The sequence below is a fragment of the Microcoleus sp. CAWBG640 genome, assembly GCF_020883015.1.
In the GTDB taxonomy this organism is placed as follows: Bacteria; Cyanobacteriota; Cyanobacteriia; order Cyanobacteriales; family Microcoleaceae; genus Microcoleus; species Microcoleus anatoxicus.
Genome location: NZ_JAHRFC010000004.1, coordinates 134,471 through 155,634, shown reverse-complemented (window position 1 = coordinate 155,634; position 21,164 = coordinate 134,471). Strand labels below are relative to the sequence as shown.

Annotated in this window: 16 protein-coding genes and 1 tRNA gene; 7 read left to right on the top strand and 10 right to left on the bottom strand. The window is 45.6% G+C overall.

Annotated elements, in window-relative coordinates; translation table 11 throughout:
- Positions 1 to 1,006: 1,006 nt before the first annotated feature.
- Both AAFP11_RS03780 and AAFP11_RS03775 read right to left on the bottom strand, forming a co-directional pair.
- Entirely contained in the window at positions 1,007 to 1,594 is a 588-nt protein-coding gene (locus AAFP11_RS03780) for a Uma2 family endonuclease (protein WP_341735860.1), read from the bottom strand.
- Between the two features lie 360 nt (positions 1,595 to 1,954).
- Entirely contained in the window at positions 1,955 to 2,239 is a 285-nt protein-coding gene (locus AAFP11_RS03775; protein ID WP_341735817.1) for a hypothetical protein, read from the bottom strand.
- Positions 2,240 to 3,253: 1,014 nt separating this feature from the next.
- Between AAFP11_RS03775 and AAFP11_RS03770 the strand changes: the two genes are divergently transcribed.
- Positions 3,254 to 3,478, top strand: a complete 225-nt coding sequence (locus tag AAFP11_RS03770) for a hypothetical protein (RefSeq protein ID WP_341735816.1) — start codon at positions 3,254 to 3,256, stop codon at positions 3,476 to 3,478.
- Between the two features lie 739 nt (positions 3,479 to 4,217).
- Here AAFP11_RS03770 and AAFP11_RS03765 read toward each other — a convergent pair.
- Positions 4,218 to 5,525: a class I SAM-dependent methyltransferase gene (locus tag AAFP11_RS03765; protein WP_341735815.1), complete on the bottom strand. Its 1,308-nt coding sequence runs from the start codon at positions 5,523 to 5,525 to the stop codon at positions 4,218 to 4,220.
- A gap of 358 nt (positions 5,526 to 5,883) precedes the next feature.
- Here AAFP11_RS03765 and AAFP11_RS03760 point away from each other — a divergent pair, with 358 nt between their 5' ends.
- Entirely contained in the window at positions 5,884 to 8,655 is a 2,772-nt protein-coding gene (locus AAFP11_RS03760) for a phycobilisome rod-core linker polypeptide (RefSeq protein WP_341735814.1), read from the top strand.
- 224 nt (positions 8,656 to 8,879) lie between these two features.
- Here the strand turns inward: AAFP11_RS03760 and AAFP11_RS03755 are convergent, their stop codons facing one another.
- The 3 genes from AAFP11_RS03755 to alr form a co-directional block, all read right to left on the bottom strand.
- A complete protein-coding gene (locus AAFP11_RS03755) occupies positions 8,880 to 10,004 on the bottom strand; it encodes a patatin-like phospholipase family protein (RefSeq protein WP_341735813.1) in 1,125 nt (374 codons plus the stop codon).
- Between the two features lie 50 nt (positions 10,005 to 10,054).
- Positions 10,055 to 10,897 (bottom strand): mechanosensitive ion channel family protein, encoded by an 843-nt coding sequence (locus AAFP11_RS03750; protein ID WP_341735812.1) that lies wholly within the window; start codon positions 10,895 to 10,897, stop codon positions 10,055 to 10,057.
- 295 nt (positions 10,898 to 11,192) lie between these two features.
- Positions 11,193 to 12,392 (bottom strand): alanine racemase, encoded by a 1,200-nt coding sequence (gene alr, locus AAFP11_RS03745; RefSeq protein ID WP_341735811.1) that lies wholly within the window; start codon positions 12,390 to 12,392, stop codon positions 11,193 to 11,195.
- A gap of 275 nt (positions 12,393 to 12,667) precedes the next feature.
- On the opposite strand from alr, the gene AAFP11_RS03740 reads away from it, so the two are divergent.
- The gene (locus AAFP11_RS03740) at positions 12,668 to 14,335 is read left to right on the top strand and encodes a peptidoglycan-binding protein (RefSeq protein ID WP_341735810.1); all 1,668 of its coding nucleotides are present in this window, start codon (positions 12,668 to 12,670) and stop codon (positions 14,333 to 14,335) included.
- A gap of 321 nt (positions 14,336 to 14,656) precedes the next feature.
- Here the strand turns inward: AAFP11_RS03740 and AAFP11_RS03735 are convergent, their stop codons facing one another.
- Complete coding sequence (locus tag AAFP11_RS03735; RefSeq protein WP_341735809.1) at positions 14,657 to 15,679, bottom strand: S-layer homology domain-containing protein; 1,023 nt, start codon at positions 15,677 to 15,679, stop codon at positions 14,657 to 14,659.
- A gap of 91 nt (positions 15,680 to 15,770) precedes the next feature.
- Here AAFP11_RS03735 and AAFP11_RS03730 point away from each other — a divergent pair, with 91 nt between their 5' ends.
- The 3 genes from AAFP11_RS03730 to AAFP11_RS03720 all read left to right on the top strand — a co-directional run bounded on the left by AAFP11_RS03730 (position 15,771) and on the right by AAFP11_RS03720 (position 17,069).
- Positions 15,771 to 16,139 carry a YkgJ family cysteine cluster protein gene (locus AAFP11_RS03730; protein ID WP_341731422.1) on the top strand — a complete coding sequence of 123 codons (369 nt, stop codon included), beginning with the start codon at positions 15,771 to 15,773 and terminating at the stop codon, positions 16,137 to 16,139.
- A gap of 136 nt (positions 16,140 to 16,275) precedes the next feature.
- Positions 16,276 to 16,599: a hypothetical protein gene (locus tag AAFP11_RS03725; protein WP_341735808.1), complete on the top strand. Its 324-nt coding sequence runs from the start codon at positions 16,276 to 16,278 to the stop codon at positions 16,597 to 16,599.
- Positions 16,600 to 16,781: 182 nt separating this feature from the next.
- Positions 16,782 to 17,069, top strand: a complete 288-nt coding sequence (locus AAFP11_RS03720) for a YggT family protein (RefSeq protein ID WP_340524505.1) — start codon at positions 16,782 to 16,784, stop codon at positions 17,067 to 17,069.
- Positions 17,070 to 17,141: 72 nt separating this feature from the next.
- On the opposite strand, the gene AAFP11_RS03715 is transcribed toward AAFP11_RS03720, so the two are convergent.
- The 3 genes from AAFP11_RS03715 to AAFP11_RS03705 all read right to left on the bottom strand — a co-directional run bounded on the left by AAFP11_RS03715 (position 17,142) and on the right by AAFP11_RS03705 (position 20,104).
- Positions 17,142 to 17,573 carry a hypothetical protein gene (locus tag AAFP11_RS03715; RefSeq protein WP_341735807.1) on the bottom strand — a complete coding sequence of 144 codons (432 nt, stop codon included), beginning with the start codon at positions 17,571 to 17,573 and terminating at the stop codon, positions 17,142 to 17,144.
- A 62-nt stretch (positions 17,574 to 17,635) separates the two neighbouring features.
- Positions 17,636 to 18,688, bottom strand: coding sequence for a shikimate dehydrogenase (locus AAFP11_RS03710; RefSeq protein WP_341735806.1), 1,053 nt, complete (start codon positions 18,686 to 18,688; stop codon positions 17,636 to 17,638).
- A gap of 57 nt (positions 18,689 to 18,745) precedes the next feature.
- Positions 18,746 to 20,104, bottom strand: a complete 1,359-nt coding sequence (locus tag AAFP11_RS03705; protein ID WP_341735859.1) for a P-loop NTPase fold protein — start codon at positions 20,102 to 20,104, stop codon at positions 18,746 to 18,748.
- A gap of 657 nt (positions 20,105 to 20,761) precedes the next feature.
- On the opposite strand from AAFP11_RS03705, the gene AAFP11_RS03700 reads away from it, so the two are divergent.
- A tRNA-Ser gene (locus AAFP11_RS03700) sits at positions 20,762 to 20,850 on the top strand.
- The last annotated feature ends 314 nt before the right edge of the window (positions 20,851 to 21,164 follow it).

Genomic DNA, 21,164 nt, shown 5'->3' with positions numbered 1-21,164 from the left:
GCGAATCACAACCAAGAATTATCGAAAAAACCCGGTTTCTGGCCCCCCGTGCGTCAGCCCTCAAAAAGAAATCATCAGTCCTCTTTCAGAGGACTTTCGCTATGAGACAGGGGTTTTTAACCCCTGTCGGACTATGTGGCTTACCCAAAATCTTTCGCATTCAATAGTTTTTGCATTCACCCACAAGCCCGCCGGGGAATCAATTCCCCGTCTCATAGCGAAAGTCGGTTGAAACCGACTGGCAAATCCAATTCAATTATCATCAATGAATTCTCTAAAAAACTCGATTTATTCGATGCAAAGGAGCACCCAAAATTCAAGACACGGCACTGCCGTTTCCCTACAAACGGTAGAATAAATATCATCTGTAGCAACACAACATAGTTGTATCCTTCGCCTGAAAAAATAAAGAACTCATCAGTCCTCTTTCAGAGGACTTTCGCTATGAGACAGGGGTTTTTAACCCCTGTCGGACTATGTGGCTTACCCAAAATCTTTCGCATTCAATAGTTTTTGCATTCACCCACAAGCCCGCCGGGGAATCAATTCCCCGTCTCATAGCGAAAGTCGGTTGAAACCGACTGGCAAATCCAATTCAATTATCATCAATGAATTCTCTAAAAAACTCGATTTATTCGATGCAAAGGAGCACCCAAAATTCAAGACACGGCACTGCCGTTTCCCTACAAACGGTAGAATAAATATCATCTGTAGCAACACAACATAGTTGTATCCTTCGCCTGAAAAAATAAAGAACTCATCAGTCCTCTTTCAGAGGACTTTCGCTATGAGACAGGGGTTTTTAACCCCTGTCGGACTATGTGGCTTACCCAAAATCTTTCGCATTCAATAGTTTTTGCATTCACCCACAAGCCCGCCGGGGAATCAATTCCCCGTCTCATAGCGAAAGTCGGTTGAAACCGACTGGCAAATCCAATTCAATTATTATCAATAAATTCTCTAAAAAATCAGGTTTCTCTGCCCCATACCTAAGCTCTAAACTTAATTAATCCGACTCAAAATCAACTTTATCATAAATATCTGCCAACGTAAACTGAAAAGAAAGCGACTTCAGAGATATCGTGACATTAGCATCATCATACTCAGAAAAAGTCCAACTATTCCCATCTGTTTTAAAATATTGCTCGACGTGCATCTCATACTGGTCAATTAGTAAATATTCCTGAAAACTTGGAATGCTACGATAGGCCGCAAACTTGCCATCTTTGTCATAGCTTCTGGTAGACTTTGACAACACCTCAGCAATCATTAATGGATTAGTTATAGTATCTCTGCGCCCTTCTTCCAATTGCAACTCACCCTGAACTACCATCACATCAGGATAAGTATGTATGCGTTTTCCAGGAATCCACAGCCGTTGGTCTATCAAAAAAACGCGATGGGGCTGATGCTTAAGTGCAACGTTTAACTGAGCGTAGAAATTGCCAACAATTTTATTATGATTTGGATTTCCACCAGTCATCAGGACAATTTCACTATTGATATATTCATGTCTTTCTTCCGAGTTGACCTCAAATTCGAGATATTCTTCGGGCGTGTAAACCTTTTTTTCAGGGTGTGCGATTGTCTGCATTTCAACCTCCAAGGTTGTCATTTTTGGTTGGCTTGTAGGGTGCGTCATATCAATTCCGGTTGCACCGGAATGATATAGAGGAGACGGCAGTGCCGTGTCCCTACCCCAGATTCATTGTAGGGACACGGCACTGCCGTCTCCTAATTGCGGCTACTAACGCACCTGACTAACTGACTGGTTCCCAGGCCAAGAGCCTGGGAACCGATGTCTAGAGGCTCTGCCTCGTCCTTATCTATCAGGAAAATGGAGGCAGAGCCTCTAGATATGCGTTACCAGGCTCTTGGCCTGGTAACGAGTAAATTAATAATTCCCATGCAACCGGAAACGATATAAACCCTAACAAGGATTTAACCTTGCAGCTTACCGTCCAGATTTTCTCGACGATTTACCATCAGCCAGCTTCCGACGAATCAGCACGCTCATCACTTGCTTCGGATTCGCCGCCCGCTGTACGGGACTCCAATCGCCGACTTCCGCAAATCCCAGCCGGTACAAGGTGAGTATGGTTTCCCTGACAGCCTTGGGCGAACCTGTAACCGTTACACACACAATTTCCTGTTCCGATACTGGTGCTGATTCGTCATTTGAGCCTTCCAGAGATGCGCTAACGGATTTGTCATCGTTGGGCACGAATTCTTGAGTCATATTCTGTTCTCCTGGTTTTGAGTTTTCTAGAAAAACCCAAAAACCCAGCCACCCCGCACAGCAACGCAAAGCAAGGTGGCTACAGAGAATGTTAAGATTCTCGGAGCCTCCAGACTGCTTGTCCCAGTTTGGCGGTGAGCTGTCCATTGCTGTTACCAGCAGCTTTGGGCAGCGTAACTAGATTTTTGGGCGACGCGGGCTGCTTCCTCTACAAGCAAAGCAACCTCTCACTTCAAAGCGTAGCCGCATTTGGGGGCCTGTGTCAATCCATTTGGGATTTGGGATTTGGGAAAGGTGCGTCAGCTTTGAGATTGCTTCACTACGTTCGCAATGACCAAAAATTTGGGATACAAGCCCCGTCGTTTTAGGACGGCTTTGTGTTATAATATCCAGATACTCAAAGGATCTCTAGGCTCAAGACACGTTGAAACAGCTACGATGAGAGCAAACTTAGAGACAGCCAAAAGGGCAATGGTTAACTCCAACCCGGAAGCAGAGTAGAAGGTCGCCATAGGGCATTAGGAGACTCTAAACGGACATGGAGATAGAGTAAGACTGCTTCGGTAGCATCGGTCGATGAAGTGTCAAGAATCGCCGCACTTTTAGGGCGGTGAGTATGTCAAAGAAAATCCTAGTACGTGCATCCAGGATTAACTGGTTCCCAGGCTGGAGCCCATTCGTGACAACTTAACGTCAAACCCAATCACAGACTGCTGTTTGAGTATTAAGCTCAGATCCCCCCTAGCCCCCCTTAAGAAGGGGGGGACAAGATTCCGCTCAAAGTCCCCCTTCCCCCCTTGGGGGGGGCTAGGGGGGGGTGGGGATTTAGGGGGATCTAGACTTAGCTAAATGCGAGATTTATCAATGGTTTCAGTCTTAAGTTGTCACCAATGGGCTAGAGCCTGGGAACGAGCAATCGGCTACTTCCTAGGCTTTGCGCTAGAGTTATAATATTAAAATCAATTTAAAAAGTGCGATCGATTTTGTTATCATCATCCCACTATTACTCAAGTTTTGGAAAAAATCACCAGCCGCACGGCAGATCAGATTAAACCATTACTAGATGCGATGCTCAAACAGCTAATTGAACCTCAACAACGTCCATTTTATGAAACAGCTACCCGAACAGAATGGTCGATCGCATTTCAAGAATGGGTTGACAGTCATCGTACCCTAAATCTCCCCACTCTTTCAGATGAAGCTATTAGCAGAGAGAGCATTTATGGAGACAGAGATTAAATGCCGTTTCTCGTAGATACAAACATACTGCTGCGTAGCATCGATACAGCACACCCAATGATATCAATTCCGGTTGCACCGGAATGGTAGAGGAGACGGCAGTGCCCATAGGTGTCAACTTAAGCCTGAAAGCCTTGAGAAATCTGGTTTTTACCTGAGTCTAGATCCCCCTAAATCCCCACCCCCCCCTAGCCCCCCCCAAGGGGGGAAGGGGGACTTTGATCGGACTCCTGTCCCCCCCTTCTTAAGGGGGGTTAGGGGGGATCTGGCCTTAATCGTCAAACAGTAGTCTGTGACAGGGTTTGGCCTTAAGTTGACACCAAGTTTGTTAGTGAGCACGCGAGTCCGACAGGGAATCAATTCCCTGTCTCATAGCTAAAGTCAGTTGAAACTGACTGAAGATTTGCGTCAAACCAATACACATTAACTAACTCTTCAGTCCTCTTTGAGAGGACTTTCGCTATGAGACAGGGGTTTAAACCCCTGTCGGGTTATTGGTTATACCTTAAGTTAACACCAATGGGCAATGCCGTCTCCTCCTTTCGGCTACTAATAATATTGGGAATTTAACAGAAATTATACTCCGAGCGAGAAACCGGGTTTTTCACAGAATTCACCGTGTCTAACCAAGATTTAGTAAAAAACCCGGTTTCTGACCTATGCCTAGTTCAAGTAAGGTGCGTCAGTTCAAGATTGTCGATTTTTAGCGAAAATAATGGCGACTGACGCACCCTACGACTCAACTCGGTGTGAGCAATATGAGCTGTTTTGATAAGATCGATCGCACTTCATCCAATCCCACCTCCACATCCGCCAAAATCTCCCCCACAGTTTTCTGTACCTCTTTCTCCCCCCCTTGGCAAGGGGAAGTTACCTCTTTCTCCCCCCCTTGGCAAGGGGACGTTACCTCTTTCTCCCCCCCTTGGCAAGGGGGGGCTGGGGGGGGTAAACAACCTTGCAGAAACTCAAACTCAGCACTTGACAAATTGACCAATTGGTAATTGCAATCAAACACTTGTTGACTCGGCCAACCGTGCATACAAACACTCAACTCTGGAATTGCCGCCAAAAGAGCTTTATCATCCGACCAATCAATCTTATTAACAGGCTTTTTCCCCAAGAAAAACTCGTAATGAGTGATTTCCGTATCCAACAATTCAATTAATCGATAAAGCTCCCGTTCCGTCAAACCCTGAGCTCTTTCCATCAACTCCGGTGCTTTGCCCAAAAGTCTTTCTAACTGCCAATATCCCGGATTTGAGAAACCGATAAATTCCAATCCCGAAGCGTCAATTAACTCGAACAAAGTCTCGATGTTGTAGTCAATTTCCTGCGGGTGAACGTACATATCGGCAAAACATTCGTCTCGCTGATTTTCTCCGGCCCAACGCTGTTTTTCGTACTTGACAAGGCGGTTGTTTTCTGGTAAAGAAGCAAAGATTTCACGGCCGACTTTGACACCATCGGGATAGTCGCCTTTTTGAGTTCCTTGCAGAAGTGCGATCGCCCTTTGCATCAATTGAATTTCCCAACGGCCCAATTCAGCATACACAAAAATGTGCATCAAGCCACCAGGAGCCAACTTCGCCGCCAAGGATTGAATGCCGCGAATCGGATCGGGCAAATGATGCAACACGCCGACGCAGTTGATCAAATCGAACTCGCCTTCGAGTTGATCCGCATCGTACAAGCTGAGGTGACGAAAATCTGCCGATCGCGCGCCCGTTAGCGAAGCCCTCGAAGAGGATCGCCGACAACGTTCTTGTGCTACCTTCAAAGCACCGGAACTGAGGTCGATCGCCGTCACCGACGCTTCAGGATTCAGGTGAATCAGATAATCCGTACTCGAACCCGTGCCGCAGCCAGCATCCAAAATGCGAATATCGAGTTTTTGCGGCTTTTGGCCGGTGCAAAAATTGTAAGCATCCGGCCAACTCCAGCGCCAGTTGTACCCCGGTGGTGGTTCGTCACTCAAAGGATCGGGCGGAAAAGGGAATGTATCGTAAAGGCGACGCACGGCTGCACTGATATCAGGCGAAGTTTCCATAGATTTGGGAATTATCTTGAATTTTGAGTGGGGTCGGGTGAATCCCAGGATATAACATAACGGCTAGAAGCCTTAACACACGAGAGAATGAAACAGCCCGACTGAACAGAAGCAACCTAGCTTCTTCCTTCTTCCTTCTTCCTTCCTCTGCCTTGTAATAAAACTTATCATTTTTTCTCATATAGGCCCTATTAAATCTATACAATAAGTTTCGACAGGCTTTTTAACAAATTAGGGTTAATGAACCCCAAAACATTTTAATCTGAGAAAGTAAGTAGGCCCGAACCTTAAGCTAGGGAAAGGCAAAATTAGTCTGAGCAAACGCTGTAACGATTTAGATAGGGAGCGAAGGAGTCTAATGACTGTAAAAGCAAGTGGCGGAAGTTCAGTTGCGCGTCCGCAACTATATCAAACTGTACCGGTCGCAACAATTTCGCAAGCAGAACAGCAAGACCGCTTTTTACAGCGGGGTGAACTCAGCGAATTGGCGAGTTATTTCAGTTCCGGGGCGCTGCGGATCGATATTTCCGCAACTCTGACCAAAAACTCGGAATTGATCGTATCCCGTGCAGCCAACCGGATTTTTACCGGGGGTTCCCCGCTGGCTTTCTTGGAAAGACCAGCAGAACCTGTGATGGCTATGGCTGGGGCGACTCGTGGCGGTACTGCAACGGTCTCTGAAGGCATGAAACTGGGAACTGTTACCTACGTTGAAGGTCGCGCTGGTGGCAGCAATGGCGGTGGCGGTGGATTCTTGGGACTGGGAAATCTGTTTTCTGGTAACGGTGGCTACAGCGGCCCAATTCCCCCAGGATTTCAGCCGATCAATGTCTCGCGCTACGGCCCTGGGAACATGACTAAATCCCTGCGGGATTTGAGCTGGTTTCTGCGTTATATCACCTACGCGATCGTCGCAGGCGACCCGAATATCATTTCGGTGAACGTCCGCGGATTGCGGGAAATTATCGAAAATGCTTGCTCGTCGGCGGCGACAATTGTGGCAATGCAGGAAATGAAGTCAGCTTCTTTAAGCTATTTCAAAAAGGATAGCGAAGCTGCTGCGATCGTCGGACAATATTTTGACGTCGCTATTACCGAATTCAAAGCCCCCACGCCTTCACCGAAGGTGCGTCAGCGCGAAACCAACGACCAGCAAGGGCTGCAATTGCCTCAAATCTACTTCAACGCAGCGGAAAATCGGGCGAAATTCGTCATGAAGACCGGTCTGTCGTCGGGTGAAAAGATTGAGGTCATCAAGGCGGCTTATCGCCAAGTTTTTGAGCGGGATATCAGCCGCGCCTACAGCCAAAGCATTTCTGACTTGGAATCCAAGGTCAAAAATGGCGAAATCTCGATGAAAGAGTTTATTCGCCGCCTTGGCAAATCTCCTCTGTACCGTCAGCAATTTTTCGAGCCATTTGTCAACAGCCGTGCTGTGGAATTGGCCGCACGTCACTTCCTTGGTCGCGGTTTGAGTTCGCGGGAGGAGTTTAGCAAGTATTTTGCGATCGTCAGTAAAGGCGGTTTGGCAGCCCTGGTAGATGCCATGGTCTATTCTCAGGAATATGCCGACTACTTCGGTGAAGAAACGGTGCCTTACCTGCGTGGTTTGGGCCAAGAAGCTCAGGAATGTCGCAACTGGGGCCCACAAATTGATTTGTTCAATTTCAGCGCTCCATTCCGCAAGGTGCCTCAGTTCATCACTTTGTTTGCTGGCTACACTCAGCCTCTGCCAGACCAGCACGTTTATGGTATTGGTAATGATCCGCTGGAAATTCAGTTTGGGGCGATTTTCCCGAAGGAAACTCGTAATCCTAAGAACCGTCCAGCTCCTTTTGGTAAAGACACTCGCCGGATCTTGATTCGTCAAGGTGCGGGGATTGATAATCAATTGAGCAATCCGGCGGCTCGTGGTAATGCTCCTGGTTCTCTGGGACCGAAGGTCTTTAAGTTAGCTCAGTTACCCAGCAGCTATGTGGCTTCCAAGAAAACCGCTCGCGGTGTTTCTAGCAGCTACAGCAATGCTTCCAGTGTCAAATTTACGGAAAGTTCGACTCAAGCGGTGATTCGGGCTGCTTATCTGCAAGTGTTTGGTCGCGATGTGTTCGATGGCCAGCGCCAAAAGGTGGCGGAAATTAAGCTGGAAAACGGCGATATTCCGATGCGTGAGTTTATTCGGATGTTGGCAAAATCCGATGTGTTCCGCAATATGTACTGGAGCAAGTTTTACGTTTGTAAGGCGATCGAGTATATTCACCGCCGACTCCTGGGCCGCCCTACCTATGGCCGTCAGGAAATGAATGCTTACTTTGACATTTGCGCTAAGAAGGGTTTCTACGCACTTGTTGATGAAATGATGGACAGTCTGGAGTACAACGAAGCTTTTGGGGAAGATACAGTCCCTTATGAGCGCTATCTGACTCCGGCTGGTTTGTCAATGCGGACGATGCGATCGGGTTCCTTTGGTGAGAAGAAGGCCAATGTTGAGCCGACTCCTGAAACTCCTCGGTTTATCGAACTGGGCACTGCGAGTGATGCTGGAGATCTTCAGTTGCAAAGTCGGATTGCTCAAGGTGTCAGCAAGCGCCGCGAACAAACTAAGGTGTTCAAGCTGACGACTACTTCGGACAAGGTAGCTTTGAAAACTTTAATTCAAGCTGCTTACCGTCAAGTTTTTGAACGCGATTTGAATCCTTACGTTGTGAAGAATGAATTCACGGCGCTGGAAAGCAAACTTGGCAACAATGAAATCAACCTCAAAGAGTTCATTGAATGTTTAGGTTGCTCGCCACTTTACGTGAAACAGTTCTATGCACCTTATCCAAATACTAAGGTGATTGAGTTGGGTACTAAGCACTTCTTGGGCCGTGCTCCTCTGAATCAAGCGGAGATTCGGACTTATAACCAAATCTTGGCAAGTAAAGGGATTAAGGGCTTTATCAACGCGATGTTACTCACCGTTGAATATGCTGAGGCTTTTGGTGAGGATACTGTTCCTTACCGTCGCTTCCCGACTCTACCGGCTGCTAATTTCCCCAATACTGAAAGACTGTACAATCAGTTGACTAAGCAGAATGGTGAGATTGTGGTTCCGAGTTTTGAGCCAGCGGCTGCTACCGACAGAAGCTAGATTGATTTGAGATGTGAGATGTTAAATTAGCTTGAATTTAACATCTCACATTAGGGGATGGGCTGGTGTATTTACCAGCCATTTTTGATTGCTTATATCGTTTCTGGTTGTATCGGAATTATTAAACCACAGAGAACACAGAGGACACAGAGAAAGAGAAGAGAGAAATCATAATTCCGATGTCAACGGATTTGGTATGATTCCCCTAGCTGAAAGAAACAAGACTAATCTCCAAATCCCCTAGCCTTCAAGTGTTTTTCCCAACTAAAATTGGAACTCAGAAAAAATCTTTTAGTATGTAAGTATCCTAACCGATACAGTTTAGCTTTGCGATCGCCATCCAGGTTAAAGTGAGTCGCCGTCACCTCAGCTTCAGTCACGTCAATATTAATTACCCTACCTTTATCCATCTCCCGCTGGTGATACCTGTCTCTGGCTTTCATCATGGTGGTGAACATCGCCGACAACATCGACACGGGACTGTTAATATTAACTTGATTTTCAATACCAGTATCAATTAATCGAAACCCAAAGGTAAACCAGCGTGGGGGTACGGGATTTGCACCGGATTGTTTGTCATAAATCCACAGCGGGAAATTACTCAAAATTCCTCCGTCTACAATGATGTCATCCCCCAGCTTTCCTGGTTCAAAAAATAGCGGAATGCTCATGGACAAGCGCACGGCTTCAGCTACGCTAAAATCTTCAGCACTTTTGAGTCGCAACTGTTCGTACAAAGCATCAGCATCCGCCGAGTCTCTCCGCTGTAAATCGTCGGGAATGACCAACATTTCACCGCGACTCAGGTTGGATATTACTACTTTTAATTCTCGGTCTTTTACCTGTTGTTTGACATCAGCAAAAGTTCGTAAATCACCTTTGGCTAGGGTGGATTCCAGCCACTGTCGGAAAGGTAAGGAGGAGTATTCTCCCATCTGGCGACTAATTGTTAGGAAAAGTAAGGTCCATACTGGAGATTGCAAGTCGTCTGCTGGGTCGCCATTTAAAATTAGAGGGCTGTTTTTTTTGCTGAGAAATATGCTATAATCAAGCTGTCCTAGTAATTCTTCTAAGTCATCGATTGACAAGTCTGTAGCCAAAACTGCTGCGGTAATTGCACCGGCAGATGTGCCGGCTAATTTGCGCCAACGGATGCCCAAATCGTTGCAGCATCTGAGGGCTCCTAAAAAGGCAATTCCTCGCACGCCACCACCTTCAAAAATGCCGTCGGCATAGATTTGACCCTTGTCGTCGGGAGGTGGAAATTTGCTGAGAATTTTTTGTTTTTCGGCGGGGGAAATCCTGACACCTGGTTCTTGAAGAATTTGCTGGGGATACCACTTGTTCATGGGAAATACCTCGGATTGATTTTAAATGTGTGTTTTGAGATTGACATTTATTATTGATTTTTGTCGGCTTTCATGGCTTCTTTGATTTGTTCTTGAATTTGCGATCGCACTTGTTCGTAAGCTACGGAGGCGCACCAAGGGCGCAGAGACAAAATAGTGGAATCGGGAGTAATCTCAGCCACCAAACAAGTAGGGGGCGGATTGTCCAAAACTAGGGGATGAGATTGGACAATTTCTAATAACTCGGTTACAGTTGGACGGATGGGGCGATCGCCAATATCAATCTTCAAGTCCACCCGCCTAGTCCCCATTGCCGTGGTATTTTTCAGGGTACCATCAAATAACTTATTGTTGGGTACAATTATTTTGACATGATCGTCTGTCACTAAGGTGGTGGAAAAAATGCCGATCGCATCTACAACTCCTTTAACATCCCCACCTTCGATGGCGTCTCCCACTTCAAAAGGACGTAAACTAATCAACATCACCCCAGCAGCAAAGTGTGATAAAGTATTTTGCCAAGCCAAACCAATCGCCAAACCAGCAGCACCCACCACAGCAACCACACTGGTAGTTTGAATTCCCAACTGACTCAAAGTGGCGATGACTCCGACTACTAAAATCGTAATTTCAGCAGCTTGGACTAAAAATTTGCGTAACGTGGCTTCAGTGCGACTCAGGGCTCGGCGAGTCACGCGCCCCGCAATCCCGATCGCAAACCGCGTCATTAACAAAATGCCGATGGCCCACAGCAGCTTAGGGACAATATCAAACCCCAATTCTATGAATTTTTTGGAAAGTTCTTGGGCGACTTGCAGGGCTTGAATTCTTTCTGTATCTAGTTGGGAATAGAAGGTTTGGGCTATTACTTGAAATTTGGCGATCGCTATCATATTAATTTGTTATTGGTTGTTGGTTATTGGTTATATTGTTGACGGTTGCATCGGAATGATTTAACCACAGAGAACACAGAGAACACAGAGAGAGCGGAGAGAAATGAATAATTCCAATGAAGACAGGAATTGATATTATATCGTTTCCGGCTGCATCGTCAGGTGATTTAACCGCAGAGAACACAGAGGACACAGAGGGAGAGAATAGAGATCTGAATCATTCAGATGCTACCGGATTTGATATTATTTGTTGTTTTGTAGTTTATTCTAATAACCAATAACCAACAACAAATAATTATGATACTGCTACGCGCGGCAATCTGTGTTTAAAACCGCATAGAATTTCCCAGGAAATGGTTCCTAAAATCCCAGCCCAATCATCAGCGCTAATTTCATTTCCTCCATCTTTACCCAACAAAGTCACCACTTCACCGACTTCTAGATCGGGAAGAGAACTCACATCCAGCATTAATTGATCCATAGTCACTGCCCCCACTTGTGGCACAAAACTACCCCGGATTAACACCTTCATTTTATTAGAAAGATTGCGGGGAATGCCATCAGCATAACCGATGCCAACTACCGCAATTTGCGTCTGTTGCTGAGCGACAAATTGATGGCCGTAACTGACACCAGTTCCGGCTGCTATTGTTTTCACCTGTGTCACCCTAGCTTTTACCTGCATGACGGGTTTTAAATTAGCCACATTTTGTAAATGAGGTGCTGGATAAAGCCCGTAATTAGCTAAGCCAACTCGGACTAAATCGTAATGCAAGTTTGGGTTAGCCAGGGTAGCAGCCGAGTTTGCTAAGTGCAGGCGATCGGGATTAATTCCTGCTATCTTAAGTTGGGCGATCGCCCGTTCAAAATTCTCCTGCTGTTGTAGCATAATAGTTGGGTCTGGACTATCTGCTGTCGCCAAGTGAGAGTAAACACTAGCCAATTTTAAATGAGGTAAACTCTGGATTAACTGCAAAAATTCTGTGGATTCTTGCCAAGGTGTACCCAAGCGAGACATTCCCGTATCTAACTTAGCATGAACCGGCAAAGATTGATTGAGAGTAGCGAGAACTTCCGAAAATATGAGAGCTTGTTTGACAGTACAAATAGTCGGCTGCAAGTGCCAATGGGCGATCGCTTTTACTTGTTCTGTAGTATAAGTTGCCCCCAGCACCAAAATCGGCGCTGTAATCCCCGCTTCTCGCAATTCAATTCCCTCTGGAATTGTCGCCACTCCCAGCCAACTAGCACCGGCTTGCAAAACTGTTTGACTAACAGCGATCGCACCGTGTCCATAAGCATCAGCTTTCACCACAGCCATCAGTTGCGATCGGGGAGATAAAATATTTTTAAGCTGTTTTACATTGTGAGTTAAAGCTGCTAAATCAATTTCTACCCAAGCCCGCTGGCAAAGTCCACCATAACCATCCGAAAGTAAATTCGGCGGACATTCTTTAGGCAGTGCTTCTGGCGATGTTTGTTCCCTATTCAACATGATTAATCACTCCAACTTCCTCACACTATTAAAAAGATTTCTCAATTCCGCAGGCGATACCTCTGCCATAAATATTGCAGAACAGACCCCCTTCGACTACGTGGCGGTTAAGAACTCCGCTTCGCCCAAGGCTAGTCGAAGGGTCGAAGGGACTAGCATCCCTAGCCTGTTCTTAACCGAGTTTTCGGAAGATGCCTATTATAAACTTTTCCAGTTTATCATTTCGATCGATGTTAATTGGTGTATCATATCACCAAAACCACTGAGTAAAAACTATGGACGGACTAGCCTACCTGCACTTAGCAGAAACCTGGGAAACCCCTCCCAGCAAAACTCCAGGAAAAAACTCAACAACGCACCTGAATTTAGCCTCTACTCCTTTACTATGCTTGCTCCTGGCTTTAAGCATTATTAACTACTTAGTAAATCCCGCACTAGCCATCAAAAAAGGAGATTCAGGGCCGGAAGTTACCGAACTCCAGAAAACTCTCCAAGACACCGGATATTTTCGTAGCCCACCCACAGGATTTTACGGTTCTGTAACTCAAGCTGCCGTGAAAAAGTTCCAAGCAGAAAACAATCTGAAAATTGATGGAATTGTCGGCCCAAAAACCTTGGCTGCACTGAAAGTTAAGCCCGAAGGTACAGTCCCAGAATCTGCGGCGCAAAAAACACCAAATCCCGATCGCCCACAACCAGATTCTATAGCCACAGAAAATCAAGACGAATTACGATCGCCTACCAAACAGCAGTCCGAAAAAAAGACCACCCAACCACAAGCTTTCCCCTCACCTACAGCCCCGGAAAATCCAAATAAATTAGAAGATTCTAACTCCAATAATTCACCCAAAAGACCGATATTTTCTAATCCATTTTTACCCCCATTTATGGTGGAAACTCCCCCACCGCAAGTAGCACCCAAAAAGCTGATTCGTCCCCGTCCCAAAAGCCAGGGGAAAATGACCTTGAAAAAAACGATTTACGGTAGCATATCCCCCAAATCAATTGTTTATTCAGGTGCTGGGCTGTTTTTTGCTCAAAACATGATGTACAGCCACACAATCACAGTCTACGATCGCAACTTTAAATTAGTCAAGACCATTCCCGATCGCGTAAACTTATCAAAGTTTGGTTTTTCCAAATTCAAGGGTAATTATCAAGGCGCTCCGGTGGAAGCTGCTTTTTCAAATGATGGCAAATATGCCTATATATCAAACTATCAAATGTATGGTGCTGGCTTTGACAATCCCGGTAGTGACAGATGTTCTCCCGCCGCCAAACATGACGAAAGTTTCATGTACCGCATCAATACCCAAACTCTCAAAATAGAAAAAGTAATTTCTGTAGGTGCTGTACCGAAATTCAATGCTGTTTCCCCCGATAATCGGCTGGTGCTGGCGAGTAATTGGTGTAGTTGGGATTTAAGCGTAGTTGACACTCAGAAAAACAGCGAAATTGAGCGGGTAAAATTGGGAGCCTATCCTCGCGGTATTGTGGTCACTCCTGACTCAAAAACCGCCTATGTTGCTGTCATGGGTTCCGCCGATATTGCCAAGGTTAATCTCAGAGATTTTTCGGTAAATTGGTTAAGAAATGTTGGTAGTTCACCCCGTCATTTGGTAATAGACCCCAACGGCAAGTATCTTTATGCTACTTTGAATGGTGAAGGAAATGTCGCAAAAATTAGCCTGGATTCTGGTGAAGTTGTGGACAAAGTTTCGAGTGGTAGTCAGCCTCGGAGCATGACAATTTCTGATGATGGAAAACTGATTTACGTAGTTAACTATTCTTCCAATACTGTCAGCAAGATTAGCACCGGAGACATGAAAGTTTTGCAAACAGTGAATGTGAATTCAAGTCCCATCGGCATTACCTACGATCCGCAAACTAATCAGGTTTGGGTAGCTTGTTATTCTGGTAGTATCATGGTTTTTCAAGATTGATCTCAAATCCTCTCTTCATTCTAGGTAATATAGCAGTCCTTGCAGGAGTCGTAAAGTTTTTTACCCCACCCCAACCCTCCCCTTACTAAGAGGAGGGAGCAAGAAATTCAAAAATGATTTAGGATTGGTATAAAAAACAAACAGATGGATTTGATGGTGGGGTAGGCTAGAAGCCTAGGGAGCATCCTGATTTTGCATAGGCGAAGCATGACCGCAGACAATTTATTCGTGATAACCAGAGATTTACAGCCGTCAGGCGAAAGCCCCTACGAATATATTTGCAAAACACAGATGCACCCGAAGCCTACCCCACCATAAAATTTACTTCAACACCTTGGAACGCCGCACAACATACTGAGAAGATTTAGCTGGTACTTTCCCTTTTTTTGCCATAGCTTGGTAAAGCATGACCGCTACTTCTGCGCGAGTTGCTGTTGTATTTGGCCTCAAAAGTTGGCGCTTCGGATAGTTGACAATAAGGCCAGCTTCCGTAGCTGCTGCTACTTGGTCAACTGCCCATTTAGGTATTTTTTCTTTGTCGGTATAAAGCTGTAAAGTTTTGGTCGTTGTCTTTGATGGTTTCAGATTCAATCCGCTAGCCAGAGATGCGATTACTTCCACACGGGGAACTGGTTTGTCAGGACGAAACTCCTGGTTTGGGTATCCTTTTAAGTATCCTGTCTTGACGCTGTAGTCGATGAAAGGAGCAGCAGGATTGCCGGATTCGATATCTTTAAAATCAACTGCTTTGCGACGCGGTTCTTGATCGGACATTTGCTTAATTAATCGCGCTAGTTCCGCTCGCGTTATTGGTTCGTCGGGACGAAATTTGTTGTCTGTGACATCTGAAAAAATTTGCCGATCGACTAATGCTAAAATAAATGGACGGGCCCAATGCTTATCTGGAACATCGGACAATTTGACCGGACCGATTTTTCCTTTAGCTGGTTTAGGTTTGGTAATTATCGGAGCCGGAGTCGAGGGCACAATTGCCTGTTCGGGAACAACGCTAGCTGGAGGGACAATCACAGGAATTGGCACAATAACTTGCGGTAATGGTGCAACACCAGTTCCCGGAGAGGGGGAGGGAATGACTTGGACTGGGGGGGATGGCAGATCCGAACTAGACGGCGGGGGCGTTAAGATTGTGGGGCGATCGGACACAGCAGCAGGTTGAGAGAATACCGCTGGAAATTGCCAATTGGTAATACCGAATTGACTGGGTTTTTTCCCTATTACCCAAAATAAAATTCCACCCACAGTGCCGAAGGCGACTAGGATCGCAATTAATTCATCCAATCCGAGAGGTCTTTTTTCCCTTGATGGAGGTTGTGAAGAAGACATAATTATCACCTACATATCTATAGATATGCTAAGCTACTATCCCAATCTAAAATCTAAAATCTAAAGTCTATCTAAAATCTCAAATAAAACTATGGCTACCTGGCTTTGCGTAAAACAGTGCGGTGCTTGTTGTTACCTCGACCCCACAGAGCGCCCTGACTTAGACGAGTATTTATCAGAGGAAGAATTGGGACTCTACTTGAGCCTCGTAGGTGATGACGGTTGGTGTGTCAACTTTGACAAAGAAACGCGAGAGTGCGGAATTTATGCCGATCGCCCGCGCTTTTGTCGTGTAGACTCAGAGGTGTTTGAGGATATGTACGGTATTGAGCCTGCTGAGTTGAACGATTTTGCGATCGACTGCTGCTTAGAGCATATTGAAGACCTTTATGGCGATCGATCTTTAGAGATGATCCGCTTCCAGCAACAAGTCGGAAGTATCGCCCATCCTCAAAACTGATAGTGTAATCAAACAAGCAATAATCTATTTCGCCACCTTCAGGTAGATCTGTAACCAAAAGCATTCAATGGATAGCTGCGCCCTAGTCTGGTTACAATGAAAAAATCAAGGAAATATCGCCTAGTTGAGTTGAAAAATGAGCAATCGAGACGGTTTTACAGGCGGATTTATTGCAGGTGCCACAGTTGGTGGCTTGGTGGGTGCTGTTTTGGGGGCGGTGCTATCGAGACGCGCTGCTGAGGCATTCCTGGCGGACTCCTCAGAGTCAAAGTCCATCAAGGGAAGCAAGGGCAAAAGCAGCCAAATGGAAGCCCAACGCATGGAAGTAGCAAGGCTGAGTTTAGAAGATAAAATTTCCCAACTCAATCAGGCAATCGATGATGTGCGACTGGAAATCCGTGACGTGAATGGCAACAACGTACAGCACACCAGCCAAAGTTCTTTAGCTGAAGATTCCTGAATCAATTTCAGGTTGCTTAGCCTAACCGAAAGCAATTGGCTACCAGCCCCCGGATTGATCCGTGGGGTGAATTCTGCAATCCTCAATCTAGAATCCAACAGCGAAAATCGCTTCAATGCGCCAATTATGCTAAACTAAAAATCAAAGCTTTTCTAAACTTTACTCAACATCAAGCAAAATTTATGAGTTATTCAATAGGGCTTTTGGCAACCACCCTGTCATCATTTCTGCAAATCTATTTCGTTCTCATGATTATTCGGGTGCTGTTAAGCTGGTTTCCCAACATCAATTGGTATGACCCTCCTTTTTCGATTTTGAGTCAATTAACAGACCCTTACCTTAATTTATTTCGCTCAATAATCCCCCCCCTAGGAGGTATTGACTTTTCTCCCCTCATTGCCTTTTTTGTCCTTCAGTTCGGCTCGGAATTCTTGATCGGTCTTTTAAGCAACTTGCAAACAGCACTCTAGCTAATTAAGTCCCTATCAAAAATCACAGAATAATTATAAACCCGACTTTTTTCAGAAGTCGGGTTTATATTTTTAGCGACGCACCACACCAGTAAAACCAGTAGCTTTAAACTGCTTGAGCTTCAAAGGAGTTGGTTGATTAGCCGCCACGGAGATTCTAAGCTGAAAATCGCTGACTCCGGGAGGAACTTCTTCGATGGACCCCAAACGAGTCCGATTCTGCATCACCGGGTTGTCATCGGCATCATAAATTCGACCGAAAATATCAGCATTAACAACAGGTTTACCGCTGGTATTTTCAGCTTTACCAGTAATTAAAAAACAGTTAGCTTCCATGGAACTGCCACTAGAGACGGTTCCTTCTGCCATTTCTGCCGGACATTCGCGATAGGAAAGATCCGATAGTTTAATTTGTGTCAGCGCCCAAGCTGGTGGAGTGAATGCTAAACTAAAAATTCCGATCAGGCAAGTAGCGAAAAACAGGCTGATAGCTCTAAATTTCATAGGTGGCAACGCCAGGATATTTTAAATCTCAGCTTAGCGCGAATTCCGTAGCAAATTGCTAGTTAATCTAAGCCCAAATGCTTTCGCAAGGCGAGGCGCATGACTTCTACGGGGACTGATTCTGTCTCCAGCCAAATTTTTAAGGCGGCGGCTCCTTGTTGAACTAACATGGGGAGTCCATCAATGACTTGGGCTCCGCGAAGTTGGGCATCTTTGAGAAATTGAGTAGGGCTGGGGTTGTAAATTAAATCATAGGCGATCGCACCTGGGGAAATTTGGTCGATCGCAGCTAACGGAATCGGCGACTTTTCTCCCTGGGGATACATCCCCACCGGAGTCGTGTTGACTAGCAAATCTGCCTGAGAAATTAACCTTGACAAATTATCCCAAGTATGAACCTGCAAAGATTTGACAGGTATGGGAGAATCAACCCAACTCTGCTGAAATTCTGCCAAATTTTGCTGATGGCGGCCCACAACATGAATCTCGGCACAGCCCAATTGAGCACACCCGGCCACCACCGCTCTCGCCGCGCCCCCATTTCCCAAAATTACGGCTACTTTCTGACTCCAATCGGACTCCCCCCTAGCCCCCCCTTGGTCAGGGGAGTGAGAGGATTCGGCAGTCATATTGCCACTTTCTAAGGCAGATTTCACCTCTGTAGCCCCCCCTTGGTCAGGGGAGGGAGAGGATTCGGCAGTCATATTGCCACTTTCTAAGGCAGATTTCACCTCTGTAGCCCCCCCTTGGTCAGGGGGGGTTGGGGGGGGTTGCAGCGGGGCGAGAAAGCCTTCCACATCTGTATTTGTACCGCACCAACCTTTGTCAGTTCGGTATACGGTATTGACAGCACCGATCGCACGAGCAATGGGAGAAACCTCGGACAACAGGGGTAAGATTGCTTGTTTGTGGGGAATGGTGATGCTAAATCCCCGCAACCCGATCGCCTCAAAGCCTAAAAGAGCAGCTTTTAGATCCTCTGGTTTTACCGGAAATGCTAGGTAAACAAAATCGACTCCCAAATGGGAAATCGCAGCATTGTGCATCACCGGTGACAGAGAATGGGCGATCGGATCACCAATCACTCCCAACAATTTAGTAGTACCTTTAATCATTTTTTGAATTGACGGTTGACTGTGAGCTATTAGCTGTCAACCATCAACTGTCAAGCATCAACCGTCAACTGTCAACTCTTTGGCGTCAGCCAAAATTGGGTTGACATCAAACCAATAATCGTCACCATAACGGTACTCAAATACCCACAGGCTGCGCAACAAAATTTGATATTTAGTTTCTCCGCTGACTGTTTTGGCTGAGGATACTTGCTTCAACAGTTCCCACTCATCAGGCTCGATCGCCAAAGTGAGTTGATGACGCCGCTGAACAATTACCTTTTCCAAGGTTTCCCTAGAAAGCGGTGGATCTTCTCTCTGGAGACAACCATAAAGTAGTTGCAGCAAATTACGGACGTGTCCGCCACTAACTCGACAGAGGCGATCGAGGGTTTCGGGAGAATCAAAAATCTTACCAATCAAAGCATAGCGTTCGTTTTCCTGCACCATGGGGAAAGCGCGAGCCAACACCATCTGGCGCAACAACTCTACACCCTCTGTACACTCAGAACCATCGCGACTATGTACCGGGACCATTGGTAACACCTTGGGATCGACCCCAAACCGATTGGTCAACTGACCCAAATCGTTAGAAAATATCAACACCAAAGGAATGGTATAAACTACGTGACAATTGAGTCTGGCCAACTGTTCGCCGCGATCGACAAACAGATATTCCGGCTGAAGTCGTCCTGTGGGCTTAGCGCACAAATGTATGCGATCGAGATTATCAATAATCACCACCAGCCCTCGTTTTCCCCGACTTTTGAGAGCTTGAGTAGCTGGTTCTAGCAACTCCTTATTCAGAGCCTCCAAAATCACATTAGTTCGAGGTTCCAAATATTGCCTCAACTCCGATCGCAAATTCGGAGAATCCTTAGCTTTGGCAGTAATTTTACCAATACCAAAAGCCAAAGAAAATTCTCCCTCCGTACTCGCACTTATTTCCCCCACACCCGGAAAATTTGCGTCAGCTTTCAGATCGATTTGAGTTTGAAAAACATCTGCCACCCCCTTCAGCAAAGCCTTAAAACCTGTCGGTTGCAGCTTAATTTTTAGTTTCTCAATACTTTCGCTCACCTGACGAGCCACACTCAATAAAATGTCAGTTATATCCACATCTGCCATATCCAAGTCCTTGCTAGACTCAAAGTAGACTACGTGAAACCCCTGATGTTCCAATTCAGATTGGAGCCGTAACAATTCTGTAGATTTACCGCAGCCAATGTGCCCAGTGAATAATTGGCAAGTGGGTTCGTCAGGGGAGAGACGGCTGATAGTCCGCTCCAATTGTTCTACGATTGTGCCACCCCTAACCGAAGAGAATTCGATGTAATATTTTTTGTCTTCTGAATTTGCTACTGCGAGGGTGTAGCTGGGATTGCAAACCTTATAAAATCTCTGTAAATCTAGTTCCATACCCTGTCCACTCAAATTTATATTATACCCTAATACCTTATTCATTTCGCTATCTTAATTATCAGCCCAAATTGCGAATTTATTCTCATGTTTTTAGATGGGCGATTTTAATATTTCTCCCCCAAATTAATCCGTGCAGTAGAAAAAAACTGCTTTCGACCACATAAAAATCACTGACGAAGATTTGGCGATAATGTTCTCGAAGGGCATGGCTTATTTTAGTACAGTTAGTGAATCAAAAAAGCAGGTACTAAGTAAACCCACTTTAAAAAAATAGAAGATCCAGAAACCAGACTGAGTAAAAAAGTCTGGTTTCTCACACCAAAGGATTTTACGTTTAATAGACATCTGCCAAAAAGCCTGTCAAGGGGAGGCAAGATTCCTACCTACCATCATTTTAGGAGATTTCTAATATCGCATCTGGCTGGCTTATGGGAAATCTGAAAGACAGTTGCCCAAAATCCAACGGATGTTAGAACTTTACAAATTTCAATAGACTTCTCTGAAACAGTCAAGAACAGGAATCCTGCCTGTGCCACAGGAATTATGGGAGAGCAATAAATGCTGAAATCTAGACAGGGTAAGCGATTTAGGAATTTTTGAATTAGGGGTTGCCACAGCCATAATCTGTGTGCTATCATTAGTTACTGTCATCGAGGAGAGGTGGCTGAGTGGTCGAAAGCGGCAGATTGCTAATCTGTTAAGGGTGTTAACATCCTTCGAGGGTTCAAATCCCTCCCTCTCCGTTTAGTATCTAATAGCTTCAAGCTCTAGGAACCAGATTGAGTAACTGGGGATGTGCTTTCCCCCTAAATAACGGGATATGCAGAGGTGGTGCGTAGGGAGCATCCCTATTTTGTATTGGCTATAGCATTCCCGCAGAAAATTTATTAGCTCACGCCAGAGATTTACAGCGGTCATGCTTCGCCCCTACGAATATATTGGCAAAATTGAGATGCACCCAGTGGGTAATATCGTTTCCGGCTGCATCGGAATGATTTAACCGGACCTAGAACGCAGAGAACACAGAGGGAGATAAGAGAGATGAATAATTCCGATG

Coding starts and splice junctions, on each gene's coding strand:
- AAFP11_RS03780 (WP_341735860.1), bottom strand. CDS start 1,594: ATGCAGACAATCGCACACCCTGAAAAAAAGGTTTACACGCCCGAAGAA.
- AAFP11_RS03775 (WP_341735817.1), bottom strand. CDS start 2,239: ATGACTCAAGAATTCGTGCCCAACGATGACAAATCCGTTAGCGCATCT.
- AAFP11_RS03765 (WP_341735815.1), bottom strand. CDS start 5,525: ATGGAAACTTCGCCTGATATCAGTGCAGCCGTGCGTCGCCTTTACGAT.
- AAFP11_RS03760 (WP_341735814.1), top strand. CDS start 5,884: ATGACTGTAAAAGCAAGTGGCGGAAGTTCAGTTGCGCGTCCGCAACTA.
- AAFP11_RS03755 (WP_341735813.1), bottom strand. CDS start 10,004: ATGAACAAGTGGTATCCCCAGCAAATTCTTCAAGAACCAGGTGTCAGG.
- AAFP11_RS03750 (WP_341735812.1), bottom strand. CDS start 10,897: ATGATAGCGATCGCCAAATTTCAAGTAATAGCCCAAACCTTCTATTCC.
- alr (WP_341735811.1), bottom strand. CDS start 12,392: ATGTTGAATAGGGAACAAACATCGCCAGAAGCACTGCCTAAAGAATGT.
- AAFP11_RS03740 (WP_341735810.1), top strand. CDS start 12,668: ATGGACGGACTAGCCTACCTGCACTTAGCAGAAACCTGGGAAACCCCT.
- AAFP11_RS03735 (WP_341735809.1), bottom strand. CDS start 15,679: ATGTCTTCTTCACAACCTCCATCAAGGGAAAAAAGACCTCTCGGATTG.
- AAFP11_RS03730 (WP_341731422.1), top strand. CDS start 15,771: ATGGCTACCTGGCTTTGCGTAAAACAGTGCGGTGCTTGTTGTTACCTC.
- AAFP11_RS03725 (WP_341735808.1), top strand. CDS start 16,276: ATGAGCAATCGAGACGGTTTTACAGGCGGATTTATTGCAGGTGCCACA.
- AAFP11_RS03720 (WP_340524505.1), top strand. CDS start 16,782: ATGAGTTATTCAATAGGGCTTTTGGCAACCACCCTGTCATCATTTCTG.
- AAFP11_RS03715 (WP_341735807.1), bottom strand. CDS start 17,573: ATGAAATTTAGAGCTATCAGCCTGTTTTTCGCTACTTGCCTGATCGGA.
- AAFP11_RS03710 (WP_341735806.1), bottom strand. CDS start 18,688: ATGATTAAAGGTACTACTAAATTGTTGGGAGTGATTGGTGATCCGATC.
- AAFP11_RS03705 (WP_341735859.1), bottom strand. CDS start 20,104: ATGGAACTAGATTTACAGAGATTTTATAAGGTTTGCAATCCCAGCTAC.